At 70.5% G+C, this 26,709-nt stretch carries 25 protein-coding genes and 2 riboswitches; of the genes, 20 read left to right on the top strand and 5 right to left on the bottom strand.

Annotated features, from left to right (window positions below):
• The first annotated feature begins 23 nt into the window (after positions 1-23).
• From ftsH to AWQ70_RS26235, 7 genes are read left to right on the top strand one after another with little or no spacing between them, the layout of a single operon-like run.
• Positions 24-2,024, top strand: a complete 2,001-nt coding sequence (gene ftsH / locus AWQ70_RS26265) for an ATP-dependent zinc metalloprotease FtsH (protein ID WP_067181216.1) — start codon at positions 24-26, stop codon at positions 2,022-2,024.
• A 2-nt stretch (positions 2,025-2,026) separates the two neighbouring features.
• The gene (gene folE, locus AWQ70_RS26260; RefSeq protein ID WP_066945722.1) at positions 2,027-2,614 is read left to right on the top strand and encodes a GTP cyclohydrolase I FolE; all 588 of its coding nucleotides are present in this window, start codon (positions 2,027-2,029) and stop codon (positions 2,612-2,614) included.
• Between the two features lie 44 nt (positions 2,615-2,658).
• A complete protein-coding gene (gene folP / locus AWQ70_RS26255; protein ID WP_067181213.1) occupies positions 2,659-3,516 on the top strand; it encodes a dihydropteroate synthase in 858 nt (285 codons plus the stop codon).
• A complete protein-coding gene (locus AWQ70_RS26250) occupies positions 3,503-3,925 on the top strand; it encodes a nuclear transport factor 2 family protein (RefSeq protein ID WP_067181210.1) in 423 nt (140 codons plus the stop codon). The genes folP and AWQ70_RS26250 overlap by 14 nt, the downstream gene beginning before the upstream one ends.
• Entirely contained in the window at positions 3,922-4,293 is a 372-nt protein-coding gene (folB, locus tag AWQ70_RS26245; protein WP_067181207.1) for a dihydroneopterin aldolase, read from the top strand. The genes AWQ70_RS26250 and folB overlap by 4 nt, the downstream gene beginning before the upstream one ends.
• Positions 4,290-4,790 carry a 2-amino-4-hydroxy-6-hydroxymethyldihydropteridine diphosphokinase gene (gene folK / locus AWQ70_RS26240; RefSeq protein ID WP_067181204.1) on the top strand — a complete coding sequence of 167 codons (501 nt, stop codon included), beginning with the start codon at positions 4,290-4,292 and terminating at the stop codon, positions 4,788-4,790. The genes folB and folK overlap by 4 nt, the downstream gene beginning before the upstream one ends.
• A gap of 19 nt (positions 4,791-4,809) precedes the next feature.
• Complete coding sequence (locus tag AWQ70_RS26235; RefSeq protein ID WP_067181202.1) at positions 4,810-5,259, top strand: DUF3180 domain-containing protein; 450 nt, start codon at positions 4,810-4,812, stop codon at positions 5,257-5,259.
• A gap of 6 nt (positions 5,260-5,265) precedes the next feature.
• On the opposite strand, the gene AWQ70_RS26230 is transcribed toward AWQ70_RS26235, so the two are convergent.
• Both AWQ70_RS26230 and AWQ70_RS26225 read right to left on the bottom strand, forming a co-directional pair.
• Complete coding sequence (locus AWQ70_RS26230) at positions 5,266-6,456, bottom strand: NADH-quinone oxidoreductase subunit D (protein ID WP_067181201.1); 1,191 nt, start codon at positions 6,454-6,456, stop codon at positions 5,266-5,268.
• A gap of 44 nt (positions 6,457-6,500) precedes the next feature.
• Positions 6,501-7,817, bottom strand: coding sequence for an aminotransferase class V-fold PLP-dependent enzyme (locus AWQ70_RS26225; protein ID WP_067181315.1), 1,317 nt, complete (start codon positions 7,815-7,817; stop codon positions 6,501-6,503).
• A 55-nt stretch (positions 7,818-7,872) separates the two neighbouring features.
• Positions 7,873-7,988: riboswitch (SAM riboswitch) on the bottom strand.
• Between the two features lie 120 nt (positions 7,989-8,108).
• Here AWQ70_RS26225 and AWQ70_RS26220 point away from each other — a divergent pair.
• On the top strand, positions 8,109-9,314 hold the full coding sequence (locus tag AWQ70_RS26220; protein WP_067181198.1) for a cytochrome P450: 1,206 nt from the start codon (positions 8,109-8,111) through the stop codon (positions 9,312-9,314).
• On the opposite strand, the gene AWQ70_RS26215 is transcribed toward AWQ70_RS26220, so the two are convergent.
• Complete coding sequence (locus tag AWQ70_RS26215; protein WP_067181195.1) at positions 9,298-10,260, bottom strand: SAM-dependent methyltransferase; 963 nt, start codon at positions 10,258-10,260, stop codon at positions 9,298-9,300. The genes AWQ70_RS26220 and AWQ70_RS26215 overlap by 17 nt on opposite strands.
• A gap of 413 nt (positions 10,261-10,673) precedes the next feature.
• Here AWQ70_RS26215 and AWQ70_RS26210 point away from each other — a divergent pair, with 413 nt between their 5' ends.
• From AWQ70_RS26210 to AWQ70_RS26195, 4 genes are all read left to right on the top strand, one after another.
• Positions 10,674-11,564: a Rossmann-like and DUF2520 domain-containing protein gene (locus AWQ70_RS26210; protein WP_067181192.1), complete on the top strand. Its 891-nt coding sequence runs from the start codon at positions 10,674-10,676 to the stop codon at positions 11,562-11,564.
• Positions 11,555-12,403, top strand: a complete 849-nt coding sequence (gene panC, locus AWQ70_RS26205) for a pantoate--beta-alanine ligase (RefSeq protein WP_067181189.1) — start codon at positions 11,555-11,557, stop codon at positions 12,401-12,403. The genes AWQ70_RS26210 and panC overlap by 10 nt, the downstream gene beginning before the upstream one ends.
• A gap of 96 nt (positions 12,404-12,499) precedes the next feature.
• Entirely contained in the window at positions 12,500-15,055 is a 2,556-nt protein-coding gene (locus AWQ70_RS26200) for an L-aspartate oxidase (protein ID WP_067181185.1), read from the top strand.
• Positions 15,056-15,101: 46 nt separating this feature from the next.
• Positions 15,102-15,884: a type III pantothenate kinase gene (locus AWQ70_RS26195; RefSeq protein WP_067181181.1), complete on the top strand. Its 783-nt coding sequence runs from the start codon at positions 15,102-15,104 to the stop codon at positions 15,882-15,884.
• On the opposite strand, the gene AWQ70_RS39985 is transcribed toward AWQ70_RS26195, so the two are convergent.
• The gene (locus AWQ70_RS39985; RefSeq protein ID WP_169808745.1) at positions 15,863-16,003 is read right to left on the bottom strand and encodes a type II toxin-antitoxin system VapB family antitoxin; all 141 of its coding nucleotides are present in this window, start codon (positions 16,001-16,003) and stop codon (positions 15,863-15,865) included. The two genes, AWQ70_RS26195 and AWQ70_RS39985, sit on opposite strands and share 22 nt — an antisense overlap.
• Here AWQ70_RS39985 and lysX point away from each other — a divergent pair.
• From lysX to AWQ70_RS26180, 3 genes are all read left to right on the top strand, one after another.
• Entirely contained in the window at positions 15,963-17,600 is a 1,638-nt protein-coding gene (gene lysX / locus AWQ70_RS26190) for a bifunctional lysylphosphatidylglycerol synthetase/lysine--tRNA ligase LysX (RefSeq protein WP_084517825.1), read from the top strand. The two genes, AWQ70_RS39985 and lysX, sit on opposite strands and share 41 nt — an antisense overlap.
• A 106-nt stretch (positions 17,601-17,706) precedes the next feature.
• Positions 17,707-18,102 (top strand): winged helix-turn-helix transcriptional regulator, encoded by a 396-nt coding sequence (locus AWQ70_RS26185; RefSeq protein WP_067181178.1) that lies wholly within the window; start codon positions 17,707-17,709, stop codon positions 18,100-18,102.
• A gap of 215 nt (positions 18,103-18,317) precedes the next feature.
• Entirely contained in the window at positions 18,318-18,566 is a 249-nt protein-coding gene (locus AWQ70_RS26180; protein ID WP_157530407.1) for a helix-turn-helix domain-containing protein, read from the top strand.
• A gap of 86 nt (positions 18,567-18,652) precedes the next feature.
• On the opposite strand, the gene AWQ70_RS26175 is transcribed toward AWQ70_RS26180, so the two are convergent.
• Entirely contained in the window at positions 18,653-19,702 is a 1,050-nt protein-coding gene (locus AWQ70_RS26175) for a C40 family peptidase (RefSeq protein ID WP_245647156.1), read from the bottom strand.
• Positions 19,703-19,777: 75 nt separating this feature from the next.
• Positions 19,778-19,939, bottom strand: a riboswitch (cyclic di-AMP (ydaO/yuaA leader).
• Between the two features lie 394 nt (positions 19,940-20,333).
• Between AWQ70_RS26175 and AWQ70_RS26170 the strand changes: the two genes are divergently transcribed.
• The 5 genes from AWQ70_RS26170 to AWQ70_RS26150 all read left to right on the top strand — a co-directional run bounded on the left by AWQ70_RS26170 (position 20,334) and on the right by AWQ70_RS26150 (position 26,699).
• Positions 20,334-20,900, top strand: a complete 567-nt coding sequence (locus AWQ70_RS26170; RefSeq protein WP_067181172.1) for an amino-acid N-acetyltransferase — start codon at positions 20,334-20,336, stop codon at positions 20,898-20,900.
• 112 nt (positions 20,901-21,012) lie between these two features.
• Positions 21,013-22,290 carry an RDD family protein gene (locus AWQ70_RS40335; RefSeq protein ID WP_067181169.1) on the top strand — a complete coding sequence of 426 codons (1,278 nt, stop codon included), beginning with the start codon at positions 21,013-21,015 and terminating at the stop codon, positions 22,288-22,290.
• A gap of 179 nt (positions 22,291-22,469) precedes the next feature.
• Positions 22,470-23,066 (top strand): RDD family protein, encoded by a 597-nt coding sequence (locus AWQ70_RS26160; protein ID WP_067181166.1) that lies wholly within the window; start codon positions 22,470-22,472, stop codon positions 23,064-23,066.
• Positions 23,067-23,580: 514 nt separating this feature from the next.
• Complete coding sequence (locus AWQ70_RS26155) at positions 23,581-23,925, top strand: histone-like nucleoid-structuring protein Lsr2 (protein WP_067181163.1); 345 nt, start codon at positions 23,581-23,583, stop codon at positions 23,923-23,925.
• 269 nt (positions 23,926-24,194) lie between these two features.
• The gene (locus AWQ70_RS26150) at positions 24,195-26,699 is read left to right on the top strand and encodes an ATP-dependent Clp protease ATP-binding subunit (RefSeq protein WP_067181160.1); all 2,505 of its coding nucleotides are present in this window, start codon (positions 24,195-24,197) and stop codon (positions 26,697-26,699) included.
• Positions 26,700-26,709 lie beyond the last annotated feature (10 nt).

Below are 26,709 nucleotides of genomic sequence, written 5' to 3'. Positions count from 1 at the left end.
GGCCCGCCGGGGTTCCGCAACGGATGGATCTCAAGCGATTTACACGTGGGCCACTTCTGTGGATCCTGGGCATCGTCGTGCTTCTCCTGCTCGTCACCACGATGTTCAATGGTGACGGCAACTACGCCACGGCCGACACTTCCACTGTTGTCCAGCAGATCCAGCAGGGCAACGTGAAGAATGCCACAGTCGTCGACAAGGATCAGCGGGTCGAGCTGACGCTGAACAAGCCGATCGACGTGGCCGGCAAGTCCGTCGACCGCATCCAGGCCCCCTGGGTGCAGGGCCAGGGCGTGCAGCTCACCGAGGCGCTGGCGAAGGCCAACCCCTCCAAGGGCTGGACCGTCGAGGTTCCGAGGGAGAACTTCCTCGTGAGCCTGCTGGTCAGCTTCCTGCCGATCATCATCATCGTCCTGATCTTCCTGTTCATCATGAACCAGATGCAGGGCGGCGGCTCCCGGGTCATGAACTTCGGCAAGTCGCGGGCGAAGCTGATCACCAAAGACACGCCAAAGACGACGTTCGCCGACGTCGCGGGTGCCGACGAGGCCATCGAGGAGCTCCAGGAGATCAAGGAGTTCCTGCAGGCCCCGGCCAAGTTCCAGGCGATCGGCGCCAAGATCCCCAAGGGCGTCCTGCTGTACGGCCCGCCCGGCACCGGTAAGACCCTGCTCGCCAGGGCCGTGGCCGGCGAGGCCGGGGTGCCGTTCTACTCGATCTCGGGTTCCGACTTCGTCGAGATGTTCGTGGGTGTCGGCGCCTCGCGCGTCCGCGACCTGTTCGAGCAGGCGAAGGCGAACGCCCCGGCGATCATCTTCATCGACGAGATCGACGCGGTGGGCCGCCACCGCGGCGCCGGTCTCGGCGGTGGCCACGATGAGCGCGAGCAGACGCTGAACCAGCTCCTCGTCGAGATGGACGGCTTCGACGTGAAGGGCGGCGTCATCCTCATCGCCGCGACCAACCGGCCCGACATCCTCGACCCGGCGCTGCTGCGTCCCGGCCGTTTCGACCGGCAGGTCGTCATCGACCGGCCCGACCTGGAGGGCCGCAAGGGCATCCTGCGCGTCCACGGGCGCGGTAAGCCGTTCGCCCAGGACGTCGACCTGGACGTCATCGCGCGGCGCACGCCGGGCTTCACCGGCGCCGACCTCGCGAACGTGATCAACGAGGCGGCGCTGCTGACCGCCCGCCAGGACCAGAAGCTCATCTCGATGAACACCCTCGAGGAGTCCATCGACCGCGTGATGGCCGGTCCGGAGCGCAAGTCCCGCGTGATGTCGGACGAGGAAAAGAAGATCATCGCGTACCACGAGGGCGGTCACGCCCTGGTCGCGCACGCGCTGCCCAACTCCGACCCGGTCCACAAGATCACGATCCTGTCCCGCGGCCGCGCCCTCGGTTACACGATGACGCTGCCGATGGAGGACAAGTTCCTGGCGACCAGGTCCGAGATGATGGACCAGCTCGCGATGCTGCTGGGCGGCCGCACCGCGGAGGAGCTCGTCTTCCACGAGCCCACCACGGGCGCGTCCAACGACATCGAGAAGGCCACCTCCATCGCCCGCCGCATGGTCACCGAGTACGGCATGAGCGAGAAGCTCGGCGCCCGCAAGTTCGGCAGCGGCAACGGCGAGGTCTTCCTCGGCCGCGAGATGGGCCACGAGCGCGACTACTCCGAGCAGATCGCCTCCACGATCGACGAGGAGGTCCGCCGGCTGATCGAGTCCGCGCACGACCAGGCGTGGGAGATCCTCGTCCAGTACCGTGACGTGCTCGACAACCTCGTGCTGGAGCTCATGGAGAAGGAGACCCTCTCCCGCGAGCAGGTGCTCGAGGTCTTCGCGCCGGTCCAGATCAAGGAGAAGCGGCCGTCGTACGCCGGGTACGGCAAGCGCCTCCCGTCCGACCGCCCGCCGGTGATCACGCCGAAGGAGCGGGCCAACGGCAACGGCCAGGCCCTGCCCGCCGGCAGCCCGGCCCCCTGGATGAACGACCAGGCGCCGCAGAAGGACGAGGCCTGACCGTGACGGTTGAGCCCCATCACGTGGACCAGGGCCGGATCGAGAAGGCCGTCCGGGAGATCCTCCTCGCCATCGGCGAGGACCCCGACAGGGACGGCCTCCGCGACACCCCGGCCCGGGTCGCGCGCGCGTACACGGAGCAGTTCGCGGGCCTCGGGCAGCGTCCCGAGGACGCGCTCACCACGATGTTCGACGCCGACCACGACGAGATGGTGCTGGTCAAGGACATCGAGGTGATGTCGACCTGCGAGCACCACCTGCTGCCCTTCCACGGCGTGGCCCACGTCGGATACACGCCGAACGCCAAGGGGCAGATCACCGGGCTGTCCAAACTGGCCCGGCTGGTGGACGTGTACGCCCGCCGGCCGCAGGTGCAGGAGCGGATGACCTCGCAGATCGCGGACGGGCTGATGCGGGTGCTCGAACCCCGTGGCGTGATCGTCGTGATCGAGGCCGAGCACATGTGCATGAGCATGCGCGGAGTGCGCAAGCCGGGCGCCAAGACCATCACCTCCGCGGTCAGGGGCGACTTCCGCACCTGTGAGAGCACGCGCGCCGAGGCGATGTCGCTGATCCTCGGGCGGAACTGATCCGGACACCGCCCGTCACCTCCGACACGGAAGAGGAGGGGAGCATGACCACACACGACGTGCCCGGGATGCCCGCCCCCGGGCGCTGCCTGGTCATGGGCGTGGTCAACGTGACCCCCGACTCCTTCTCGGACGGGGGGCAGTGGTTCGACGTGGACGCCGCCATCGCCCACGGGCTGGAGTTGGTCGCCCAGGGCGCCGACATCGTCGACGTGGGCGGCGAGTCCACCCGCCCCGGCGCCGCCCGGGTCCCGCTGGGCGAGGAGCTGCGCCGGGTCGAGCCGGTGATCCGCGTCCTGCGGCAGGAGGGCGTGACGGTCAGCGTCGACACCATGCGGGCCGAGGTCGCCGAGGCGGCCGTGGAGGCCGGAGCCGTCCTCGTCAACGACGTGAGCGGCGGGCTGGCCGACCCGGCGATGCCGAGAGTGGTCGCGGCCACCGGCGTGCCGTACGTCGTGATGCACTGGCGGGGCCACAGCCACGACATGGACAGCCGAGCGATGTACGGTGACGTGGTCACAGAGGTGAGCGAGGAGCTGCGCAAGCGGGTCGACTCGGTGCTCGGCGAGGGTGTGCGCGAGGAGCAGATCGTCATCGACCCCGGGCTCGGCTTCTCCAAGAACCCCGAGCACAACTGGGCGCTGCTCGCCGGCATCCACCGGCTGGCCGAGCTGGGGCACCCGGTGCTGATCGGCGCGTCCAGGAAACGTTTCCTCGGACGGTTGCTGGCCGACGCCGAGGGCAGGCCACGCCCCTTCGATCGCAACGACGACGCCACGCTGGCGGTCACCGCGCTCGCCGCGCGGGAGGGCGCCTGGTGCGTCCGCGTCCACCAGGTGGGGCCCAACGCGGACGCCGTGCGCGTCGCCGCCGCCTGGAAGGCAGCCGATGAAGGACGTTGAGGAGCTCAACCAGGAGTTCTACGACGCGATCGAGAGCGGCGACCTGGACCGGATGTCCGAGATCTGGGTGGAGGACGCCGGCGATCGGGTCGCCATGTGCGTCCATCCCGGCTGGCCCATGCTCACCGGCCGGTCCGAGGTGCTCCGCTCGTGGGCCCTGATCATGGCGAACACGCCGTACATCCAGTTCGTGCTGACCGACGTGCGGACCAGCGTGCTCGGCGACGTGGCCGTGCTGACCTGCGCGGAGAACATCCTGACCGCGGCGGACACCGACGAGCCGGGGTTCGCCGCCGGCCGGGTGGTCGCGTCCAGCACCTACGTTCGCACCCCTGAGGGCTGGCGCCTGTGGCTCTACCACGGTTCTCCCGTCCTGCAGAGCGAGGACGAGGAGGAGGAAGAAGAGTGAGCCGCCCAAGCGACAGCGTCCGTCTGGTGGGGTTGCGGGCGCGGGGCCGGCACGGCTGCCTGCCCGCCGAGCGCGAGCTGGGCCAGGAGTTCGTGGTCGACGTGACGTTGTTCCTCGACACGGCGCCGGCCGCAGCGGGGGACGACCTGACGAAGACGGTGGACTACGGCGCGCTGGCCGTGCGCCTGGTCGAGACCGTCGAGGGTGAGCCGGTCAACCTCATCGAGACCCTCGCCGACCGCCTCGCCGCCCTCTGCCTCTCGTACGACCGGGTCGACGAGGTGGAGGTGAGCGTGCACAAGCCGGCCGCGCCCATCCCGCTGCCGTTCGACGACGTGGTGGTGACGGTCAGGAGGGGCCGCGCATGAGGGTGGTGCTCGCGCTCGGCAGCAATCTCGGCCGCCGGATGGACAACCTCCAGGGGGCGCTCGACGCCCTCTTCGACGCTCCCGGGCTGACGTTCGTCGCGGTCTCCCCCGTCTACGAGACCGACCCGGTCGGCGGGCCCGAGCAGGGGCCGTACCTCAACGCGGTCGTCGTGGCCGAGTCCATGCTGGACGCGCGGGCGCTCCTGGAGCGGGCCCAGGGCGTCGAGAACGCCTTCGGCCGTACGCGGGTGGAGCGTTGGGGGCCGCGCACCCTCGACGTGGACCTGATCATGGTGGACGGCATCGTGTCCGACGATCCCGAGCTCACGCTCCCGCATCCCCGTGCGCACGAGCGGGCGTTCGTGCTGGTCCCCTGGTCGCGGGCCGATCCGGACGCGACGCTTCCGGGGCGCGGTGCGGTGGCGGACCTGCTCGCCGGGCTCGACCGGGCCGGTGTACGGCTGCGCGACGACCTCGTCCTGGAGCCCCCCGCCTGATGTCGTCCGAGGAGCGCGTGTGAAGCCCAGCAACCCCGGAGTGCTGGTCGGCCTGGTGGTGGTCTTCGCGGCGATCACCTGGGGGCTGTTGCAGAAGACCTACTCCCAGCTTCCGACGGTGCCCTGGAGCGCGATCCCGACGCTGCTGCTGCTCGCGATCGGGGAGGGCTACACGGGCTGGCTGACCCGGGCCAGGATCCGCCGCAGGCCGGGCACCAAGCCGCCGGAGCCGCTCGCGGTGGCCCGGCTGGCCGCCCTGGCGAAGGCGACCGCCCACGCGGGCGCGGTGTTCGCCGGGGTGTTCGCGGGGTTCGTGTTCCACGTGCTCAACCTGCTCGACCTGCCCCAGCCGCGGCAGGACGCGTTCGTCGCGGGCGGCTCGTTCGCCTCGTGCGTCGTGCTGATCTGCGCGGCGCTCTTCCTGGAGCACTGCTGCCGGGTGCCGGGCGAGCCGAAGGACCGCACCTGATCGGCGTTACTTGTCGATGTCGCCGACGACGAAGAACATCGAGCCGAGGATCGCGATCATGTCGGCGACCAGGTTTCCCGGCAGGAGCTCGCGCAGCACCTGCACGTTGTTGAACGACGCGCTGCGCAGCTTGAGCCGCCACGGGGTCTTCTCGCCCCGGGACACCAGGTAGTACCCGTTGATGCCGAGCGGGCTCTCCGTCCAGGCGTACGTGTGCCCCTCGGGGGCCTTGAGGATCTTCGGCAGGCGCTGGTTGATCGGCCCGGGCGGCAGGTCCCGCATCCGCTCCAGGCAGGCGTCCGCCAGGTCGAGGGACGCCTTGACCTGGTCGAGCAGCACCTCGAACCGGGCGTGGCAGTCGCCCGCCGTCCTGGTCACCACCCGGACGGGCAGCTCGCCGTACGCGAGGTAGGGCTCGTCCCTGCGCAGGTCGAAGTCGACGCCGGAGGCGCGCGCGATGGGGCCGCTGACGCCGTACTGCATGATCGTCTCGGGGGAGAGGGCGCCGACGCCGACGGTCCGGGCGAGGAAGATCTCGTTGCCGGCGATCAGCGCCTCGATGTCGGGGAGGCGGCGGCGCACGTCGGCCACGGCCGCGGCGGCGCGGTCGAGCCAGCCGAGCGGCAGGTCCTCCTTGAGGCCGCCGACCCGGTTGAACATGTAGTGCATGCGTCCGCCGGAGATCTCCTCCATGACGTGCTGCAGCGTCTCGCGCTCGTTGAACGCGTAGAAGACCGGGGTGATCGCGCCGAGCTCCAGCGGGTAGGACCCGAGGAACATCAGGTGGTTGAGCACCCGGTTGAGCTCGGCCAGCAGCGTGCGGGCCCAGACTGCGCGCTGCGGGACCTCCATGCCGAGCATGCGCTCGACCGCGATCACGACGCCGAGCTCGTTGGCGAAGGCCGACAGCCAGTCGTGCCGGTTCGCCAGGACGATGATCTGGCGGTAGTCGCGCACCTCGAACAGCTTCTCCGCGCCCCGGTGCATGTAGCCGATGATCGGCTCGGCGCCGATGATGCGCTCGCCGTCCAGGGTGAGCCGCAGCCGCAGCACGCCGTGCGTCGAGGGGTGCTGCGGTCCGATGTTGAGGACCATGTCCTCGGTGGCCAGCTCCCGGGGCGCGACCGCTCCCGCGCCCGACCCGACGCCCACCACGCGTTCCTGGAACGCGCCGGTGGCCCGAGGCTCTCCTGTCATACGGCCCATGCTCCCACGTCCCGGGCCGGTCCAGGATGGACCGATCAGGAGGAAACGCGTGTATCGGTCGCGGCCAGGGAGCGCAGCGCCTCGATCAGCCGGTCCACGTGCTCGTCGGTCGTGCCGATCCCGATCGACGCGCGTACGGCGCTGGCCGTGCCGTCCTCGCAGCCGCCGTCGGCGGTGCCGAGCAGGTGGCGGACGAACGGGTGGGCGCAGAACTTGCCGTCCCGGACGCCGATGCCGTGCTCGGCCGAGAGGGCCTCGGCGACCTCGCGGGCGGTCAGGCCGTCCACGGTGAACGACACGATGCCGATCCTGGGGTGGTCCGGGCCCCAGAGGGACAGCTCGCGCACGCCCTCGATGCCGGCGATGCCCGCGCGCAGCCGGGCCACCAGCCGCTCCTCCTCGCGTACCAGTGCGGTCCAGCCGGTGGCGGCCAGCGCGTCGCAGGCGGCGGCGAGGGCGATCGCGCCCAGCACGTTCGGCGTGCCGGCCTCGTGGCGCACCTCGGGGTCGTCGCTCCACAGCGTCTCCGCGCCGTCCGAGCCGTCCCGGTCGCTGGTGTCGCGCGCTCCGACGGAGGTCACCGCGCCCCCGCCCAGCAGGTACGGCGCGGCCGCAGCGAGCCAGTCCGGCCGCCCGACCAGGGCTCCGGCGCCGAACGGCGCGTAGAGCTTGTGCCCGGAGAACGCCACGTAGTCGAGGTCGAGCGCGGCCAGGTTGAGCCGCCGGTGCGGGACGAGCTGGGCGGCGTCCACGGCGATGCGGGCGCCGTGCCGGTGGGCGATGTGGGCCAGCCCGGCGATCGGCCACAGCTCGCCTGTCACGTTGGAGGCCGCGGTGACGACGAGCAGGGCGGGGCCCTCGATCTCCGCGAGCGTCTCGTCCACGGCCCTGATCGCCTCGCCGGGGAAGGCCGGGGGCGCGAGCCGTACGGCGTCGGGCCAGGGCAGCAGCGAGGCGTGGTGCTCGGTGTCGAAGACGACGACCGTGGTGCCCTCGGGCAGGCTGCGGGCGAGCAGGTTCATCGCGTCGGTCGTGTTCCGGGTGAAGACCACCGCGTCGCCGGTGCGGGCGCCGACGAAGGCCCGCACGGTGTGCCGCGCCCGCTCGTACCTGGCGGTGGTGAGCTGGGAGGCGTATCCGGCGCCGCGGTGCACGCTGGAGTAGGCCGGGAGCGCGGCGGCGACGGCGGCGCTCACCGGCTCGAGACACGGCGCGCTCGCCGCGTAGTCGAGGTTCGCGTACGGCACCAGCCGTCCGCCCTTGACGGGCACCTGGAGGTCGGCGCCGACGACGGCGGGGATCGGCCGGGACGGGGCGGCCTCGGCGGGGGCGGGGACGGCGGGGAGCGAGATCACGGACACGACGGCCTCCTCGGGTCAGGGACCCCGGCCGTGGCATCGGTGGCGGAGCCCGCGCTTGACCGGCGCGCTTCGCGCCGGACCTGGTCCTCACCCGGGGCACCCCGCCGCGGACGCGAGGGTTGCCGGCCAGCAAGCCGGGGCTTTGCGCTGGCGCTCATGACCTGTGCGGCACTATAACCCACCCCCTCCCCGCCATCGCAAGCCGCCGTTTGCCCGAAATGTGACGTATGTGGTGGGGCTCCGGGTGATGCGACCAGGGAAAATGCTTCGTATGGTTGCTTTGTGAAGTTTGATCCTTGGAATCCCGAGTTCGTGGCCCACCCGTACGGCGTCTACGCCGATCTGCGTGAGAACGAGCCGGTCAGCTTCTTCGAGCCGACCGGCCAGTGGCTGATCGCCCGCCACGCCGATGTCAACACGCTGCTGCGCGACCGGCGGCTGGGCCGTTCCTACCTCCACGTCGCCTCACACGAGGCGTTCGGCCGGGAACCCGAGCCGGAGTTCCAGGAACCCTTCTGGAGGGTGGTCCGGGCCGGGATGCTCGACGTCGAGCCGCCCGTCCACACCCGCCTGCGGCGCCTGGTGTCCAAGGCGTTCACGCCCCGGATGGTCGAGGCGCTGCGCCCCCGGGTCCGCAAGATCGCCAGAGAGCTGGTGGACGGGCTGGTCGAGCGCGGCGGCGGCGACCTGCTCGCCGAGGTGGCCGAGCCGCTCCCGGTGACCGTGATCGCCGAGATGCTGGGCGTGCCCGAGGCCGACCGGCACCTGCTGCGGCCCTGGTCCGCCGACATCTGCGGCATGTACGAGCTCAACCCCTCCCCCGAGGCCCAGCACACCGCCGTACGCGCGGCGAAGGAATTCGCCGAGTACCTGCGCGACCTGGCCAGGACGCGCAAGGACCAGCCGGGCGACGACCTGATCTCCGCGCTCGCCCAGGTCGTGGACGAGGGCGACCGGCTGACCGAGGACGAGCTGATCGGCACCTGCGTGCTGCTGCTCAACGCCGGCCACGAGGCCACGGTGAACGTCACCGGCAACGGCTGGTGGTCGCTTTTCCGCAACCCGGGCGAGCTGGAGCGGCTGCGAGCCGACCGGAGCCTGATGCCCACCGCGATCGAGGAGCTGCTGCGCTGGGACACCCCGCTGCAGATGTTCGAGCGCTGGGTGCTGGAGGACATCGAGGTCGGCGGGGTGACCATCCCGCGCGGCGTGGAGATCGGGCTGCTCTTCGGCTCGGCCAACCGGGATCCCGAGGTCTTCCCCGACCCCGACCGGCTGGACGTCGGCCGGGTGGACAACCCGCACATCTCGTTCGGCGCGGGCATCCACTTCTGCCTGGGCGCCCCGCTGGCCCGGGTCGAGCTGGTGGAGTCGTTCAGCGCGCTGCTGGACGCGGCCCCGGCCATCGAGCTGGTCGAGGAGCCCGTGTGGAAGCCCGGCTACATCATCCGGGGGCTGGAGTCGCTCAAGGTCAGCGTGACTGGCTGAGCCAGCCGAACCTTCCGAGCCCGGCCGGGTCGATCAGCTCGGCCTCCTCCGAGGCGCGCCCCAGCGCCCGGAGGTAGCCGCGCGGGTCGGAGTGCGCCAGCGCGAGCGGCGGCCGGGCTCCGGTGACGCCCAGCCGCCGCAGGGCCTCCCGCTGCGTCGTCAGCGTCGTCGTCCGCGCGCCCGCCCGCTCTCCGGCCGCGGCGCACGCGTCCAGGGCCACGTGCGCCGTGATGTCGCACGACCCGTCCGGCACGGGTGGTACGGCCGCGCCGTCGCGGTAACCCGCCAGCGTCCCGGCTGCCGGGCGGTCGTCCACAGGGTGTGCGTAGTCCACGGCGACCGCCGTCCCGCGCGTGAGCCGTACGAGCAGGGACGCCCAGGCGTCGTCGCGGGGGCGGCCGATCTCGGCCCGGTCGCCCTCGGCCCGCAGCGGCCACCAGCGCGCGAGCCAGGCCAGGTCGGCTCCGTCCGGGGCGGGGCCGGGCCGTTCCTCGCCGGTCTCGGGGTCCACCAGGAGCAGGCGCGGCCCGTCCCCGGTGAGCTCCACCACGTCGACCGGCACGTTGTCGAGCCACTCGTTGGCGAAGACCAGCCCGGCGACCTCGTCGGGAACGGCGGCCACCCACGCCACCCGGTCGTCCAGGCCGTCCGGCCGCGGTGACAGATCCACCGCCGTGACCCGCAGCCGGCCCGCCAGCCCGGACGGGGCGAGCGCGAGCACGGACGCGGCGAGGAGGCCGTCCCCCGCGCCGACGTCGACCAGGTCGAGGATCTGCGGGCCTCCGAGGGCCTCGTCCACCTCCCCGAGCAGGCGCAGCACCGCCCCGGCGAAGGCCGGCGACGCGTGGACCGACGTGCGGAAGTGCCGGCCCGGCCGTTCACGCAGGTAGAACCCGCCGTCGCCGTACAGCGCCCGCCGCGTCGCCTCCCGCCAGGTGACCCACACGCCGACCGACGTTACCGCCGTACGGCGGGACCCACTTCGCGCCCCGCGCCCGCGCGAGCCTTATCGATCATGACGGCGGCCGCTCATCACGCTCGGGGCGCGGCGGTGTCTGGACTGAGGAACGAGTCCCGAGTGACGAGGGAAGACATCGCCTGAGGGCGCCCCGAGCCCGCCGAGCGAAGCGAGGCGATCAAACACAGCCCCGAGCGCTACCCCCGGCATTACGGCGCTGAACCGTCACGCGAGGGGCGCGGCGGTGGAGTAACCGACGAGCGAGCGGGGAGCGAGGAACGAGCGACTCCGAGCGAGGAGGGCACGAGCCGACTTCGGGCGCCCCGAGCCGCGCGAGCGGAGCGAGCGCAATCAGACACTGCGATGCCCGCCGCCGTTACGCTGGGCGGGAGGGAGGCGTCATGGATACAGGTGACCGCCCCGGGCGGCTTGCTGTGGGGGTGCTCGGCGCGGGGCGCGTGGGCTCGGTGCTGGGGGCCGCGCTCGCCCAGGCCGGCCACCGGGTGGTGGCGGCCAGCGGGGTCTCCGACTCGTCCAGGAGGCGGGCCGCCGAGCGGCTCGGCGTCGAGCTGAGCCGGCCGGAGGAGGTGCTCAGGCGGGCCGACCTGGTGCTGCTCACCGTGCCGGACGACGTGCTGCCCGACCTGGTGTCCGGGCTGGCCGCGACCGGCGCCGACCTGCGCGGCAAGCTCCTCGTCCACGCCAGCGGCGCGTACGGCCTGGCGGTGCTCGATCCGGCGGCCGAGGCCGGGGCGCTGCCACTGGCGCTGCACCCGGTCATGACGTTCACCGGCCGCGACGACGACCTGGCCCGGCTCACCGGCGCGTCGTTCGGTGTGACGGCTCCGGTGATGCTGCGGCCGGTGGCCGAGGCGCTCGTCGTCGAGATGGGGGCCGAGCCGGTCTGGATCGCCGACCAGGACCGCGCGCTCTATCACGCGGCCATCGCGGGGGCGGCCAACCACATGGTCACCCTGATCGCCGAGTCTCAGGAGTTGTTGTCGCGGATCGGCGTCGAGCATCCGGGCCGGATGCTGGGCCCGCTGCTCGGGGCGGCGCTGGACAACGTGCTGCGCCTCGGCATCGCCGGGCTGACCGGCCCGGTCGTGCGCGGCGACGCCGGCACCGTGCGCAAACACGTGGACGCCCTGATCCTCGCGGCACCCGAGGCGGCGGACGCCTATGTCGCCCTCGCTAGGCTCACCGCCGACCGGGCGCTCGCCGCCGGGCTGCTCAAGCCCGAGACCGCGGAGCGCCTCCTGGACGCGCTGGGAGGGAACATATGGACGTGATCGTCGCGGGCGACCGTGCTGAGCTCGCCAAGGCGAGGGAGGCCATCGGTCCCGGCAGGCTCGCGCTGGTCCCCACGATGGGGGCGCTGCACCCCGGGCACCGCTCGCTGATGCGGCTGGCCCACGAGCACGCCGAGCACGTGGCGGTGAGCATCTTCGTCAACCCCCTGCAGTTCGGCCCCTCCGAGGACTTCGCGCGCTATCCGCGCACGCTGGAGGCCGACCTGGAGGTGTGCGCGGAAGAGGGCGTACGCGTGGTCTTCGCGCCGTCGGTCGAGGACATGTACCCCGAGGGCAGCCAGGTGGGGGTGTCCGCTGGGGCGATGGGCGCGACGGTGGAGGGCGCGTTCCGGCCCGGCCACTTCGACGGCATGCTGACCGTGGTGCTGAAGCTGTTCAACCTGGTCCAGCCCGACGTCGCGGTCTTCGGGCAGAAGGACGCGCAGCAGCTCGCCCTGATCCGGCGCATGGTCCGCGATCTCAACGTGCCGGTCTCGGTCGTCGGCGCGCCCACGGTACGGGAGGGGGACGGCCTGGCCCTCTCCAGCCGCAACCGCTACCTGTCGCACGCCGACCGGGGCACCGCGCTCCACCTGTCCCGCGCGCTGCGCGCGGGGGCCGCCCAGGCGAGCCCGTCCCGCGTGCTGGACGCGGCGCGGGCGGTGCTGGACGAGGCGGCCCGGCTGTCGCCGCCGCTGCTCCTGGACTATCTGGCGCTCGTGGATCCGGCGACGTTCGCCCCCGTGGGCGAGGAGCACCACGGCGAGGCGATCCTGGCGGTGGCGGCCAAGGTGGGGAGCACCCGGCTGATCGACAACATCACCGTCGACCTTCCCTGACCTGGGAGATCCCCTGCCTTTGCGGTTTGGAGGGGGGCCCGTGGGGCCGCGTATCCTTGGGGCGTTATCGTCATTGTGACGAAAGGGGAACCCCCGATGGTGGCGATTCCGAGAAAGCTCACCGCGCCCGCCCCCGGCTGGACCGTCCACGCCGACGTCGTCGTGATCGGCTCCGGCATCGCCGGACTGACCGTGGCGCTCCGCTACACCGAGCTCTCCCCTGTGGGGAAGGTGCTGGTCGTCACCAAGGACACGCTGTCGGCCGGGTCCACCCGCTGGGCGCAGGGCGGCATCGCGGCCGTGCTCGACCCGGACGACACGCCGGGCGAGCACCTCAGGGACACGCTCGTCGCCGGCGTCGGCCTCTGCGACGAGGAGGCCGTACGCGTCCTGGTCACCGAGGGGCCGGACGCGCTGCGGCGGCTGATGGACCACGGGGCCCGCTTCGACCGCGACGAGCGCGGCGAGCTGCAGCTCACCCGCGAGGGCGGCCACCGGCGCAACCGCATCGTCCACGCGGGCGGCGACGCCACCGGCGCCGAGGTGCAGCGCGCCCTCGTCGCGGCCGTGGCGACCGAGCAGCGCATCGAGGTCATTGAGCACGCCCTCGCGCTCGACCTGCTCAAGGACGCCGGCGGCCGGGCCTGCGGCGTCACCCTGCACGTCATGGGCGAGGGGGCGCGCGACGGCGTCGGGGCCGCCCGGGCGAACGCCGTCGTCCTGGCCAGCGGCGGCATGGGCCAGATCTACGCCTCCACCACCAACCCGGCCGTGTCCACCGGGGACGGCGTCGCCCTCGCGCTGCGCGCGGGGGCCGTCGTCAGGGACATCGAGTTCGTCCAGTTCCACCCCACGGTCCTGTGGCTCGGCGAGGACTCCACCGGCCAGCAGCCCCTCGTCTCCGAGGCCGTACGCGGCGAGGGCGCGGTGCTGATCGACGCGGACGGCGAGCGCTTCATGCGCGGCGTCCACGAGCTGGCCGACCTCGCGCCGAGGGACGTCGTGGCCAAGGCCATCACCCGGAAGATGCGGGAGACCGGCGCCGACCACGTCCACCTCGACGCGCGGCACTTCGGCGAGGAGAAGTGGCGGGTGCGCTTCCCCACGATCCTCGCCGCCTGCCGCGAGCACGGCATCGACCCCGTCACCGAGCCGATCCCGGTCGCTCCGGCCGCCCACTACGCGAGCGGCGGCGTCCGCACGGACCTGCGCGGCCGCACCACCCTCCCCGGCCTGTACGCCTGCGGAGAGGTGGCGTGCACCGGCGTCCACGGGGCCAACCGGCTCGCGTCCAACTCGCTGCTCGAAGGGCTGGTCTTCGCGGAGCGGATCGCCTCCGACCTGGTGGCGTCCTCGGCGGAGCCGGGCGAGCCGGTGGACGACGGACGCCACGAGGGCCTGGTCGACCCGCGTACCCGGCCGAGGATCCAGAACCACATGAGCCGCGGCGCGGGTGTGCTGCGCAGCGAGCGGAGCCTGGTCGACGTGTCCCGTGCCCTGTCCGGCGCGCTGTGGACGCCGGTCGCGGTCGCGCCGTGCACCGAGTCGTGGGAGGCGACGAACCTGCTGACCGTCGCGTGCGCCCTGACCGGCGCGGCGGCCGAGCGGCGCGAGACGCGGGGGTCGCACTGGCGCGAGGACCACCCCGCGCGCGACGACCGGCACTGGCGGGGGCACATCGACATCACCCTGGAAGAGGAGGGACTGTTCATGCGGCACACGGCCCACGAGGAGCGGCCCGGCCACCGGCCGGCGGAGCTCCCGGACGAGCTGTCCGCCGAGCTGGCCGGGCTCGGCGTCGATCCGGCGCGCCTCCTCGCACTGGTGACCGAGGCGCTCACCGAGGACCTGGCCGGCCTGCGGGACGTCACCTCGGCCGCCACGATCCCGGCCGACCAGACCGCCGTCGCGGACGTGGTCGCCCGCGCGGACGGTGTGGCGGCGGGCCTGGCCGTCGCGGAGGCGGTGTTCCGCCAGGCTCCCGGCGGGGTCGCGGTGGAGCGGCACGCCAAGGACGGCGACCGGGTGGCCCGCGGCGATGTGCTGATGACCGTGCGCGGCCTGACCACCGACCTGCTGACGCTCGAACGCACCGCGCTGAACTTCCTCACCCACCTCTCCGGCGTCGCCACGCTGACGCGCCGGTGGGTGGACGCCGTCTCGGGCACGAAGGCGCGGATCCGTGACAGCCGCAAGACGCTGCCCGGCCTGCGCGCGCTGGAGAAGTACGCGGTGCGATGCGGCGGCGGGGTCAACCACCGCATGGGGCTGCACGACGCCGCGCTGATCAAGGACAACCACGTCGTCGCGGCCGGCGGGGTCGCCGAGGCGTTCCGCGCCGTACGGCTGGCCTACCCCGACCTGCCCATCGAGGTGGAGGTGGACCGCATCGACCAGATCGAGCCGGTGCTCGCGGAGGGGGCCGAGGAGATCCTGCTCGACAACTTCACCGTGGCGGAGCTGGCCGAGGCCGTACGCCTGGTGGACGGGCGGGCACGGCTGGAGTCCAGCGGCGGCCTGACCCTGGACACGGCGTCCGCCGTGGCGGCGACCGGTGTGGACTACCTCGCGGTGGGCGGCCTGACGCACTCCGCGCCCGCGCTCGACATCGCCCTGGACCTGCGCGAGGCGGACCGGCCCCGTGGTGCCTGAACGCGGTGATGGTGAGGGATTGATCGACAGAGTGCATAATCGGGGCATGCTCCTCGCCATCGACGTCAGCAACACCCACACGGTGCTTGGCCTGTTCGAGGGTGAAGAGGTCATCGAGCACTGGCGGATCGCGACCGACCCCCGGCGTACGGCGGACGAGATAGCGGTGGTCCTGCAGGGGCTGCTCAGCCAGTCGCCGCTGCTCAAGGACGCCGACATCAGCGGCATCGCGATCTGCTCCACGGTGCCTTCGGTGCTGAACGAGATGCGCGACATGTCCCGGCGCTACTTCGGGGACGTGACCGCCGTCGTCGTCGAGCCCGGCGTACGGACCGGCGTGCCGGTGCGGATGGACAACCCCAAGGAGGTCGGCAGCGACCGCATCGTCAACGCGCTGGCCGCCACCACGCTGTACGGCGGGCCGTGCGTGATCGTCGACTTCGGCACGGCGACGTCGTTCGACGCGGTGTCCGCGCGCGGTGAGTACATCGGCGCGGTGACCGCGCCCGGCGTGGAGATCTCCGTGGACGCCCTCGCGTCCGCCGGGGCCCAGTTGCACAAGGTCGAGCTGATCCGGCCCCGGTCGGTCATCGCCAAGAACGCCGTCGAGGCGCTCCAGTCCGGCATCGTGTACGGCTTCGCCGGCCTGGTGGACGGCATCGTCGAGCGGATGGCGGCCGAGCTGGCCGACGACCGGGACGAGGTGACGGTGGTGGCCACCGGCACCGGCGCACCGCTCGTGGTCAGCGAGGCGCGCACGATCGACGTGCACGAGCCGTGGCTGACGCTGATCGGCCTGCGGCTGATCTACGCGCGGAACACCGGCTGACGGACGAGGCTGGGGTAGATCAGCCGCCGCAGGGCGTGGTCGATGACCTCTTCGGTGGACATCTCGGGCAGTTGACGCATGACGTCGGCGAGCAGCTCATCGTCCACGTCGATCGACATTCGTATCACCTGCCCCACTTTAGAGTATTCGTCACTTAACGCGCATGATTTTTCGCGAAGCGTAGCCGGATCCGATCCGGTGGCTAGCCTTTTGTCTGTGAGCGACGACCTCAACGGGGTGCCCGAGCAGATGCGGGTCCGGAGAGAGAAGCTGGACCGGCTGCGGGCCGAGGGCATCGACCCCTATCCGGTGGGCTTCCCGCGCACCGCGACCGTCGCCGAGGTCCGGGAGAAGTACGGCGATCTCGGGCCGGGCGCCGCCACGGGCGACCGGGTCGGCGTCGCGGGCCGGGTGATGTTGTCGCGGAACGGCGGCCGGCTCTGCTTCGCCACGATCAGGGACGGCTCCGGCGACCTGCAGATCATGTTGTCGCTCGACCGGCTCGGCGAGGAGTCCCTGGCGGCCTGGAAGCGCGACGTCGACCTCGGCGACCACGTCGGGGTCGAGGGCGAGGTCGTCACCTCCCGCCGGGGCGAGCTCTCCGTCATGGCGGAGCACTGGCGGATCACCTCCAAGTGCCTGCGCCCGCTGCCGGAGAAGCACGCCGGGCTCAGCGATCCCGAGTCGCGGGTCCGCCTCCGCTACCTCGATCTGATCGTCAACGACGAGGCCAGGCGGATGGCGCGGATCCGCGGCGCCGCCGTGCGGGCCGTCCGGGACTTCTGGCACGACGAGGGCTACCTCGAAGTCGAGACGCCGATGTTGCAGCCGATCCACGGCGGCGCCGCGGCCCGGCCGTTCCGCACCCACATCAACGCGTACGACATGGACCTCTATCTGCGCATCGCGATCGAGCTGTACCTGAAGCGGCTCGTGGTCGGCGGGCTGGAGAAGGTCTTCGAGATCAACCGGAACTTCCGCAACGAGGGCGTCGACGCCACGCACAACCCCGAGTTCACCATGCTGGAGGCGTACGGGACGTACCTCGACTACAACGACATGGCGGATCTGACCCGGCGGATGTACCAGCAGGCTGTGGTGGCCGCCCTGGGCACGACGGTCGTGGTCCGCGACGGCGAGGAGGTCGACCTCGGCCTGCCCGAGTGGCCGCGCGTCACGCTCTACGGCTCGGTCTCGGCCGCCCTGGGCGAGGAGGTGACGCCGCGCACCCCGCTGCACCGTGTACGGAGATACGCGGACCGGCATCGGGTCGGCTGGGACTCCGGGTGGGGGCAGGGCAAGCTCGTCCAGGAGATCTTCGAGAAGCTGGTGGAGCACACGCTGGTGCAGCCGACGTTCGTCATGGACTACCCCCTGGAGACCTCGCCGCTCACCCGCCCGCACAGGGACGATCCGCTGCTGGCCGAGAAGTGGGACCTCATCGGGTTCGGCACCGAGCTGGGCACCGCCTACTCAGAGTTGGTCGACCCGGTCGAGCAGCGCCGTCGCCTCACCGAGCAGTCCCTCCTCGCGGCCGGAGGCGACCCGGAGGCCATGCGCCTCGACGAGGACTTCCTGCGGGCCCTGGAGTACGGCATGCCGCCGACGGGCGGGGTGGGGGCCGGGATCGACCGCATGATCATGGCGTTCACCGGTGGGAACATCCGGGAGACGATCCTGTTCCCGCTGGTCAGGCCGCCGTCCGGCCGCGGGTAGCCGGGTGCGTTGACCCGCCGGGGGATTGCTGCATGATCTTGGGAGGGTTACTCTCTTTCGGGAAGAAAGATCCTGGAAGTGGGGCAACCTACCTCAAGGAGGACTTGTGGTGACATCCTCGGCGGCGCGGCGACCGGAGACCCCGCGCCAGTACGACGCCTATGACCCTTCCTGCCCATCGCGGGGCCTCTTCGACCGTCTCAGCGACAAATGGGTCGGACTGGTGGTGAGCGCCCTCGGTGACGGGCCGCTGCGCTACACCGACCTGGCGCGGGCCGTCGCCGGTGTGAGCCAGAAGATGCTCACCCAGACGCTGCGCACTCTGGAGCGCGACGGCCTCGTGTCCCGCCGGGTCACCCCGTCCGTGCCCGTACGGGTCGACTACGAGCTGACCCCCCTCGGCTGGACCCTCATGCCCCTGCTGTACGCGGTGAAGGAGTGGGCCGAGGTCCACATGGCGGAGGTCGAGTCGGCCCGGGCCGCCTATGACGCCGATCGGTGAGTCCTTTCGGTCGTGGGACCCGCTCGGCGTTTTCCCGGCTTGCCGGGAAATGCGGGATAAAGACGATGACCTAAACTACGTGACCCAAACCACACCAGCGCTTTGCCGTACACGGTGTCAATGACCAATGAGAGTCCGAACTTGACGATTTTTGAACAAAGTGTTTACCTTCCCAAGGCGAGCCGATAAATCATGCTGGTGGGGGAGGGCCGACGATGCCACTTTCCGATGTGGTTTCCCGAGGCGAGAGCCCCGCGTCGGAATGCGAACGCGCCGGTCTCACCGATGACGACCTAAGGCTGCTGGCCGAGCTGGCCAAGGGCGGCACCGTCGATCGGGTGGGCCGTCGCCTCGACGTGAGCGGACGCACCGTCCGGCGGCGGTTGCGGGGCATCTGCGACCGGCTCGGCGTCGCGACCGCCATCGAGGCGGTCGCCTGGGCGGCGAGGCGCCGCCTGATCTGACCCCGGCCGCGCCGGGCTTCCTCCGCCGCACACGAATCAGCCCCCGACCGTCGATCCGGTCAGGGGCTGACGTCACAGGGTGATCGCTAGTCGGCGATCCGTACGGCTCCCACGATCGGCCGGTTGGCCAGCGAGGCGATCCGCACGACGTCGCCCGTGCGCGGCGCGTGCACCATGTAGCCGCCGCCGATGTAGATGCCCACGTGGTGCAGGTCGTTGTAGAAGAAGACCAGATCGCCGGGGCGCATGTCCTTCACGTCGATGTGCGTGCCGGCCGACCACTGCGAACCGGTGTAGTGGGGCAGGCTGATCCCGACCCGCTGGTAGGCCGCCATGACGAGCCCGGAGCAGTCGTAGGAGCTCGGGCCGTCGGCGCCCCACACGTACGGCTTGAGCTGCTGGGTGAGGGCCCAGCGCGCCGCCTCGGCGGCCTTGCCGTCGCCGATGATGGGGAAGGCCAGCCGCCTGGCGGCGCTGCCCCTGGTCACGCTTCCCGCGACCTTGCTGTAGAGGTTGCTCTCGGACTTCTTGACCAGCTTGCGGATCTTTTCGCGCTGCACGTCGAGGCCGGAGAGCAGGTCCTTCACTTCCGCCTGCCGGGCCTTGGCGCTGGTCCTGGCCCGCTCGGCCGCCTCCATGGCCTTGGCGACCTGCGCGACCTCCTCGCCCTGCTGCATCTGGAGCGCGTACGTCGTGGACGCCCGGTCGAGGTAGGAGTCCGGGTCGTCGGAGCCGAGCAGCACGAAGGCGGAGTCGAAGCCGCCGGTCATGTAGGAGTTCTGCGCGAGGAGGCTGGCCGTCCTGCGCCGGGTCTCCAGCTCGGCCTCGCTCGTGGCGAGGGTCTTCTTGGCGAGCTCGGCCGACCGCTGGGCCTCCTTGAGCTTGACCCGGGCGCCGTTGTACTGCTCGGTCAGGGTCTCGATCTCGTCGTAGAGCCGCTCGACCTCGGCGGTCAGCTCCTTGAGGCTGGGCTCGGGATCGGCGGTCGCGGACACCGCCGGCACGCCGAAGGTCATCGCGATGATCGCGACGCCGAGGAGCGCGACCCTGCGGATCGGGCCACCGGCGGAAGACCGGGGGCGGCGCCGTCGCCCGCGGGCGTGCCTGCCCGCGGATCGTCCTCCAGAGATGCGCACCAAAGCTCCTCTCCTACGCGTGCCCGGCAGGGGGGATCCCGCGCCGCGCGGCTCCCGGTCGGCGGCGGCGTTCTGCCCGGCACTCTGGCCGCCTACCGGGTTAGCTGACGGGTTCGGGCCGGAGCAGCCCTACCTTTCGGATTCACCCCTTGAGGATCCGGGAGTGACCTGGATCTCCGCAGTTGGTTCCCCGGCTCCCCTCGGCATGGCGCCTCGGGGACTCGGCGGTCGCGGTCGTCGCGCCTTGTCGCGATGACCGGCATCGTCGGTGGACACTAGTGCACCGGGGGTTCCTGCTCAACCAGAACTCCGGATTCCGTCTAGGTTCCACAACCGAACGATCACGACCCGGTCACGCGTGATAAAGAGGCGGAACACCATCCGGCCTGCGCCGACCCGGCCGGACCCCGCCTCCGTGGCAGGTCACCGCGGCGGCGACCTTGCTAAAAGGGGAAATTTCCGGAACGCGACCCGAGGGGGAGCGCAACGTGCTCGAACGGATACGCCGCGTGAGGCTCGTCGGGAGGCGCCGAGTTTCGGCATGACCGATACTCCGCGTTCTTCTTCCCGTCGGCGTGCGGACCCTCGCCGCGCGCTCGAACGGCCCGCCCGGCGACTAGGCTGGCCGTTCATGGAGCAGGTTGCGGGCCGGCCCTCGGAAGCCGAGAGCGGCGAGCGCGCGCCCGGGGCAGTGCGGGTGCGCCGGGCCAGGACCCCCGACGTCCGTGCCATCCGCCGCCTGGTCGACGCGTACTCCGGTGTGGGGCCGCGGCTGTTGAAGAAGACCACCGTCACCCTTTACGAGGACGTCCAGGAGTTCTGGGTGGCCGAGTACGACGGCGCGGTGGTCGGCTGCGGGGCGTTGCACGTGCTCTGGGAGGACCTGGCCGAGATCCGCACGGTCGCGGTCGATCCCGAGGTCCGGGGAATGGGCGTGGGTCACCGGATCGTCGCCGCGCTCATCGACGCCGCCCGCGAGCTGGGCGTGCGCCGGGTCTTCTGCCTGACCTTCGAGGTCGCGTTCTTCGGCCGGCACGGATTCGTGCCCATCCACGGCACTCCCGTGTCCCCGGAGGTGTACGCCGAACTGCTCGCTTCCTACGACGAGGGGGTGGCCGAGTTCCTCGATCTGGAGCACGTCAAGCCCAACACATTGGGCAACACCCGCATGTTGCTGCATCTCCATCCCCGATCCTGACCATTGTGGTGACCGGCCGGAAAGGTGACTGTTGACCACTCCTGTCGCTACTTTGGCCATACCGGCATGTGCATGACCCTTTGTGCATGCGACCCCGAAACGAGGTGAAACGGTGAGCTCCGGACAGCCGCCGTACCCCCACGACGCGCCGGACGGCACCCCACCGCCGCCTTCGGACCGTGAGCAGGGTACAGACAATCCCGCCCAGCAGTACGACCCCGACGTCACGGTCGTCACCTACCGCAACCCGTCCCAGTCGACGGGCCAGCAGCAGGCGTACGGATACGGCCAGCAGCACGACCAGCACGTCTACGGCCAGCCCCAGCAGGGGTACGGTCAGCAGCCTCAGCAGGGGTACGGCCAGCCCCAGGGTTACGGGCAGCAGCCCGGGACGGGCGCCTTCGGCCAGCCGCAGGGGTACGGCCAGCAGGCCGGCTATCCCCAGCAGCCTCAGCAGCCTCAGCAGGGCTACGGGCAGCAGCCCGACTACGGCCAGCAGCAGGGGTACGGCCAGGCCCAGCAGGGCTACGGTCAGCAGCCTCAGCAGGGCTACGGCCAGCCCCAGGGTTACGGGCAGCAGCCCGGGACGGGCGCCTTCGGCCAGCCGCAGGGGTACGGCCAGCAGGCCGGCTATCCCCAGCAGCCTCAGCAGGGCTACGGGCAGCAGCCCGACTACGGCCAGCAGCAGGCGTACGGCCAGGCCCAGCAGGGGTACGGCCAGCAGCCCGACTACGGGCAGCAGCAGGCGTACGGCCAGCAGGGTTACGGGCAGCAGCCCGACTACGGCCAGCAGGCGTACGGCCAGCCCCAGCAGGGGTACGGCCAGCCGGGCTACGGCCAGCCGTACGGCGGACCGGTGGCCGAGGCGATCCCGCCCGGCGCCCCCGCCCCGCTCGCCGAGTGGTGGCAGCGTCTGGTGGCCCGCCTCATCGACGCGGTGATCATCGGCATCCCCTACGCCATCGTCTCGACGGTGATCGCCGCCATCGTCATCACCCAGGCCAGCTTCAACCCGACGACGGGCGTCTTCACGGAGTCAGGCGGCGTCTTCCTCGCGAGCCTGCTCACGTCGATCGTCGCCGCCGTGATCATGAGCGGTTACGAGTTCCTGCTGCTCAAGCAGCGCGGCCAGACAGTCGGCAAGATCGTCATGGGCATCAAGGTCGTCCCCGTCGGCGGCGCCCTTCCCCCCGGCGGCCTCGCGTCCGACGCGGCGGTCAAGCGCGCCGGCGTCCTGTACGGCCCGCAGTTCCTCGGCTGGATCCCGGTCGTGGGCCTGCTTCTCAACATCTTCTCGCTGATCAACGTCCTCTGGCAGCTCTGGGACAAGCCGCTCCAGCAGGCGCTGCACGACAAGGCGGCCGGCACCGTCGTCGTGAAGATCAAATAGGGCGTCGCCGGGTAACTCCGGGAAACACGGGACCGATGGAACGGGCCATCGGTCCCGTTTTCATAGGGATTCGGCGGGGACTGGAAGTGTGTCCAATTGGGGAAGGGAAAAGCGGTAACGGTCGGGATCGCCGCCGCGATGGTTGGGGAACGCACGTCCTCACAGTGAGAGGTGACCCAATGACCGCGGAACCGCCCCCCGGCCAGAACCCGTACGGCTCGGCTCCGCCGCCTCCGCCGCCCGGCTCCTATCCGCCGCCCGGCCCTTATGGGGGCCCTCAGGGCGCATATGGCGCGCCTCAGGGCGCGCCCCTTCCGCCGGGCGTTCCCGCTCCGCTCGCCGAATGGTGGGAGCGGCTGGTCGCGCGAATCATCGACACCCTTGTCTTCGGGGTCGCCTACCTGATTCTCAGCGCCGTGTTCGTCTTCGGGACCGGCGGCTCGTTTCTCGGGGGCTTCCTCTCGGCCCTGATCGCGTACGGCCTGTACACGGCCTACGATTACGTCCTGCACTCCAAGGACGGGCAGACCGTCGGAAAGAAGATCATGAAGATCCGGGTGGTCGCGCTCGGCGGCGCGCCGCTCGATTCCTCGGTCGTGATGAGGCGTTCGGCCGTGTATCCCGGCGTCCTCGTGCTCTACGGCATTCCCGTCCTCGGTCTCCTGGCCAGCCTTTTCGCCTTGGTGACGGGCGTGTTCATCCTCGTCGACAAGCCTCTGGGCCAGGGCCTGCACGACAAGGTCGCCGGAACCGTGGTGGTGAAGACGCCTCGTTGATCTCCGGAAGAACTTGACCGACGTCCGGTCAAAACAGTGGGGCGGGCCCGTCGCGGACCGCCCCACTTGTCATTCATGGGTACGATTTCTATGCATCCGGTAAGGCGGCTGGAGAGACATGGATTCGCTCCGCGGGCACCTGCCGCCCCGGGCGCGCACCGGGCGTCACGTGGGGCTATCGTCAGGTCAGGGCCGCCAGGAGGGCGGCGGGCGGTGCGCCGCATCAAGGTCCCGAAAATCCTGGGTGCCGAGAAAGACACCCCCGGCACGAGCGAGGACGAATGACAGAGGTATTGTCCGCCTTGATACCCGTCGTAGTTGTCGGCGGAGCGGTCGTCTACGGCGTGGTTAAGTTGGTGCGTTCCGAGGCGGCCGGCCTTCGCGCCGCATCGGAACGACGTGACAAGGACAACACGAGTTCCTGAGGGCGAGCTGAAAGTTGAATTGTCAGCCGCCCGAAGCGGGTATATGTTTGGCTGACGAATCAAACAATGCTCTGCGAAAGGATTGCCGTATGGCCAAGCATACGCAGGTGATTCTCATCGACGATCTCGATGGCGGCGAGGCCAATGAGACGGTCACCTTCGCGCTTGATGGCAAGTCATATGAGATTGATCTCAGCGATGGGAACGCAAAGAAGCTGCGCGAGGCGCTGTCGCCTTTCGTCCAAGGTGCACGGCACGCCGAGCCCACTCCGGCCCGTGGTCGCCGCCGTGGTGCCGCCGGTGGTGCTCAGCGCGCGATGACACGCGAGAAGAGCGCGGAGATCCGTGCCTGGGCCAAGGCGCACGGTCACCCGGTGAGCGAGCGTGGTCGCATTGCCGCCTCGATCGTCGAGGCGTACGACGCCGCCCACTGAGGGGGCTTTTGATCGTGCGGTCAAACCGATCGTCGGATGTTACGACCTTCGGTTGGACCGCACGATTCTGTTTGCACTTCCCTAAACCTCGTTCGCTTGCGGCGTATCGGGAACACCTCACCCCCGGCAGGTAGTTGGATGAAGGGTGAACGCCCTGCTCTCGGGGAACGTCCTCTCTGATAGGAGCGGTTGCCGGGTCGGGGCTACCATGCGGAAGGACGGGGCCGGATATGCCGGGTCCGCCTGACCGCTCTGTGAGGAGCGACGAGATGTTCGAGAGGTTCACCGACCGTGCGCGGCGGGTTGTCGTCCTGGCCCAGGAAGAGGCCCGGATGCTCAACCACAACTACATCGGTACTGAGCACATTCTTCTTGGCTTGATCCATGAGGGTGAAGGCGTTGCCGCCAAGGCTCTGGAGAGCCTGGGCATCAGCCTTGAGGGTGTGCGCCAGCAGGTCGAGGAGATCATCGGCCAGGGCCAGTCGGCGCCTTCGGGGCACATTCCTTTCACCCCCCGCGCCAAGAAGGTCCTTGAGCTGTCGCTCCGCGAGGCCCTGCAACTCGGCCACAACTACATCGGCACCGAGCACATCCTGCTCGGCCTCATCCGCGAGGGCGAGGGCGTGGCGGCGCAGGTGCTGGTGAAGCTGGGGGCCGACCTCAACCGGGTGCGTCAGCAGGTCATCCAGTTGCTGCACGGCTACCAGGGCAAGGAGCCCGCGGCGGCCGGAGGCCCGCAGGAGGCCGCTCCGTCGACCTCCCTTGTGCTCGACCAGTTTGGCCGCAACCTGACCCAGGCCGCCCGTGAGGGCAAGCTCGACCCGGTCATCGGCCGGGAGAAGGAGATCGAGCGGGTCATGCAGGTCCTCTCCAGGAGGACCAAGAACAACCCGGTTCTCGTGGGTGAGCCCGGCGTCGGCAAGACCGCCGTCGTCGAGGGGCTGTCCCAGAAGATCGTCAAGGGCGAGGTTCCCGAGACGCTCAAGGACAAGCAGCTCTACACGCTGGACCTGGGCGCGCTGGTCGCGGGTTCGCGTTACCGCGGTGACTTCGAGGAGCGCCTCAAGAAGGTGCTGAAGGAGATCCGCACCCGCGGCGACATCATCCTGTTCATCGACGAGCTGCACACGCTGGTCGGTGCGGGCGCCGCCGAGGGCGCGATCGACGCCGCCAGCATCCTCAAGCCGATGCTGGCCCGCGGCGAGCTGCAGACCATCGGCGCGACCACCCTGGACGAGTACCGCAAGCACCTGGAGAAGGACGCGGCTCTGGAGCGGCGCTTCCAGCCGATCCAGGTGGCCGAGCCCAGCCTCAGCCACACCATCGAGATCCTCAAGGGTCTGCGGGACCGTTACGAGGCGCACCACCGGGTGTCCATCACCGACGGCGCGCTCGTGGCCGCCGCCACGCTGGCCGACCGGTACATCAGCGACCGGTTCCTGCCGGACAAGGCGATCGACCTGATCGACGAGGCCGGGTCGCGGATGCGCATCCGCCGGATGACCGCTCCGCCGGACCTGCGCGAGTACGACGAGAAGATCGCCAACGTGCGGCGCGAGAAGGAGTCCGCGATCGACGCGCAGGACTTCGAGAAGGCCGCGGCGCTGCGCGACCAGGAGAAGCAGCTCCAGCTCAAGCGCGAGCGCAGGGAGAAGGAGTGGAAGGCCGGCGACATGGACGTCGTGGCCGAGGTCACCGAGGAGCTCATCGCCGAGGTTCTCGCGACCGCCACCGGCATCCCGGTCTTCAAGCTGACCGAGGAGGAGTCGCAGCGGCTGCTCCGCATGGAGGACGAGCTCCACAAGCGGATCATCGGCCAGGACGACGCGATCAAGGGTCTGTCCCGGTCCATCCGCCGGACCCGTGCCGGTCTGAAGGACCCGCGCCGTCCGGGTGGCTCGTTCATCTTCGCCGGCCCGTCCGGTGTCGGTAAGACCGAGCTGTCCAAGGCGCTGGCCGAGTTCCTGTTCGGGGACGAGGACGCGCTGATCATGCTCGACATGTCCGAGTTCATGGAGAAGCACACCGTCTCGCGGCTGTTCGGCTCCCCGCCCGGCTACGTCGGGTACGAGGAGGGCGGCCAGCTCACCGAGAAGGTGCGGCGCAAGCCGTTCTCGGTGGTCCTGTTCGACGAGATCGAGAAGGCCCACCCGGACATCTTCAACTCGCTGCTGCAGATCCTGGAGGACGGTCGCCTGACCGACGCCCAGGGCCGCGTGGTGGACTTCAAGAACACCGTCATCATCATGACGACCAACCTCGGCACCCGGGACATCTCCAAGGGCATCGGGGTGGGCTTCGCGAAGTCCAACGACGTCGAGAGCAACTACGACCGGATGAAGTCCAAGGTCCAGGAGGAGCTCAAGCAGCACTTCCGGCCCGAGTTCCTGAACCGTGTCGACGACATCGTGGTCTTCCACCAGCTCACGCCGAAGGAGATCATCCAGATCGTCGACCTGATGCTCGCTCAGGTGGACGAGCGGCTCAAGGACCGGGACATGGGCCTGGAGCTCAGCGCCGCCGCCAAGCAGCTGCTCGCCGACCGCGGTTACGACCCGGTGATGGGCGCCCGCCCGCTGCGCCGTACGATCCAGCGCGAGCTGGAGGACGTTCTCTCCGAGAAGATCCTGTACGGCGACCTGCGTCCGGGCCAGATCGTCAAGATCGACATCGAGGGCGAGGGCGACACCGCGAAGTTCACCTTCACGGGCGAGGCCAAGAGCCCCGAGGTGCCCGACTCGGCCGCCTCGATCGCGGAGCCGATCCAGCACTGACACAGGCGAC

The organism is Microtetraspora niveoalba, from assembly GCF_001570405.1.
Classification (GTDB): Bacteria; Actinomycetota; Actinomycetes; order Streptosporangiales; family Streptosporangiaceae; genus Microtetraspora; species Microtetraspora niveoalba.
This window is presented reverse-complemented; position numbering and strand designations above follow the sequence as displayed.

What these genes read in the sequence shown, in the direction of transcription:
- AWQ70_RS26150 (WP_067181160.1), top strand. Translation starts at nt 24,195, where the DNA reads ATGTTCGAGAGGTTCACCGACCGTGCGCGGCGGGTTGTCGTCCTGGCC.
- AWQ70_RS26170 (WP_067181172.1), top strand. Translation starts at nt 20,334, where the DNA reads ATGGAGCAGGTTGCGGGCCGGCCCTCGGAAGCCGAGAGCGGCGAGCGC.
- ftsH (WP_067181216.1), top strand. Translation starts at nt 24, where the DNA reads ATGGATCTCAAGCGATTTACACGTGGGCCACTTCTGTGGATCCTGGGC.
- AWQ70_RS26160 (WP_067181166.1), top strand. Translation starts at nt 22,470, where the DNA reads ATGACCGCGGAACCGCCCCCCGGCCAGAACCCGTACGGCTCGGCTCCG.
- AWQ70_RS26250 (WP_067181210.1), top strand. Translation starts at nt 3,503, where the DNA reads ATGAAGGACGTTGAGGAGCTCAACCAGGAGTTCTACGACGCGATCGAG.
- lysX (WP_084517825.1), top strand. Translation starts at nt 15,963, where the DNA reads ATGACGTCGGCGAGCAGCTCATCGTCCACGTCGATCGACATTCGTATC.
- AWQ70_RS26195 (WP_067181181.1), top strand. Translation starts at nt 15,102, where the DNA reads ATGCTCCTCGCCATCGACGTCAGCAACACCCACACGGTGCTTGGCCTG.
- AWQ70_RS26210 (WP_067181192.1), top strand. Translation starts at nt 10,674, where the DNA reads ATGGATACAGGTGACCGCCCCGGGCGGCTTGCTGTGGGGGTGCTCGGC.
- AWQ70_RS39985 (WP_169808745.1), bottom strand. Translation starts at nt 16,003, where the DNA reads ATGTCGATCGACGTGGACGATGAGCTGCTCGCCGACGTCATGCGTCAA.
- AWQ70_RS26230 (WP_067181201.1), bottom strand. Translation starts at nt 6,456, where the DNA reads ATGACAGGAGAGCCTCGGGCCACCGGCGCGTTCCAGGAACGCGTGGTG.
- panC (WP_067181189.1), top strand. Translation starts at nt 11,555, where the DNA reads ATGGACGTGATCGTCGCGGGCGACCGTGCTGAGCTCGCCAAGGCGAGG.
- folK (WP_067181204.1), top strand. Translation starts at nt 4,290, where the DNA reads ATGAGGGTGGTGCTCGCGCTCGGCAGCAATCTCGGCCGCCGGATGGAC.
- AWQ70_RS26180 (WP_157530407.1), top strand. Translation starts at nt 18,318, where the DNA reads ATGCCACTTTCCGATGTGGTTTCCCGAGGCGAGAGCCCCGCGTCGGAA.
- folP (WP_067181213.1), top strand. Translation starts at nt 2,659, where the DNA reads ATGACCACACACGACGTGCCCGGGATGCCCGCCCCCGGGCGCTGCCTG.
- AWQ70_RS26155 (WP_067181163.1), top strand. Translation starts at nt 23,581, where the DNA reads ATGGCCAAGCATACGCAGGTGATTCTCATCGACGATCTCGATGGCGGC.
- AWQ70_RS26200 (WP_067181185.1), top strand. Translation starts at nt 12,500, where the DNA reads ATGGTGGCGATTCCGAGAAAGCTCACCGCGCCCGCCCCCGGCTGGACC.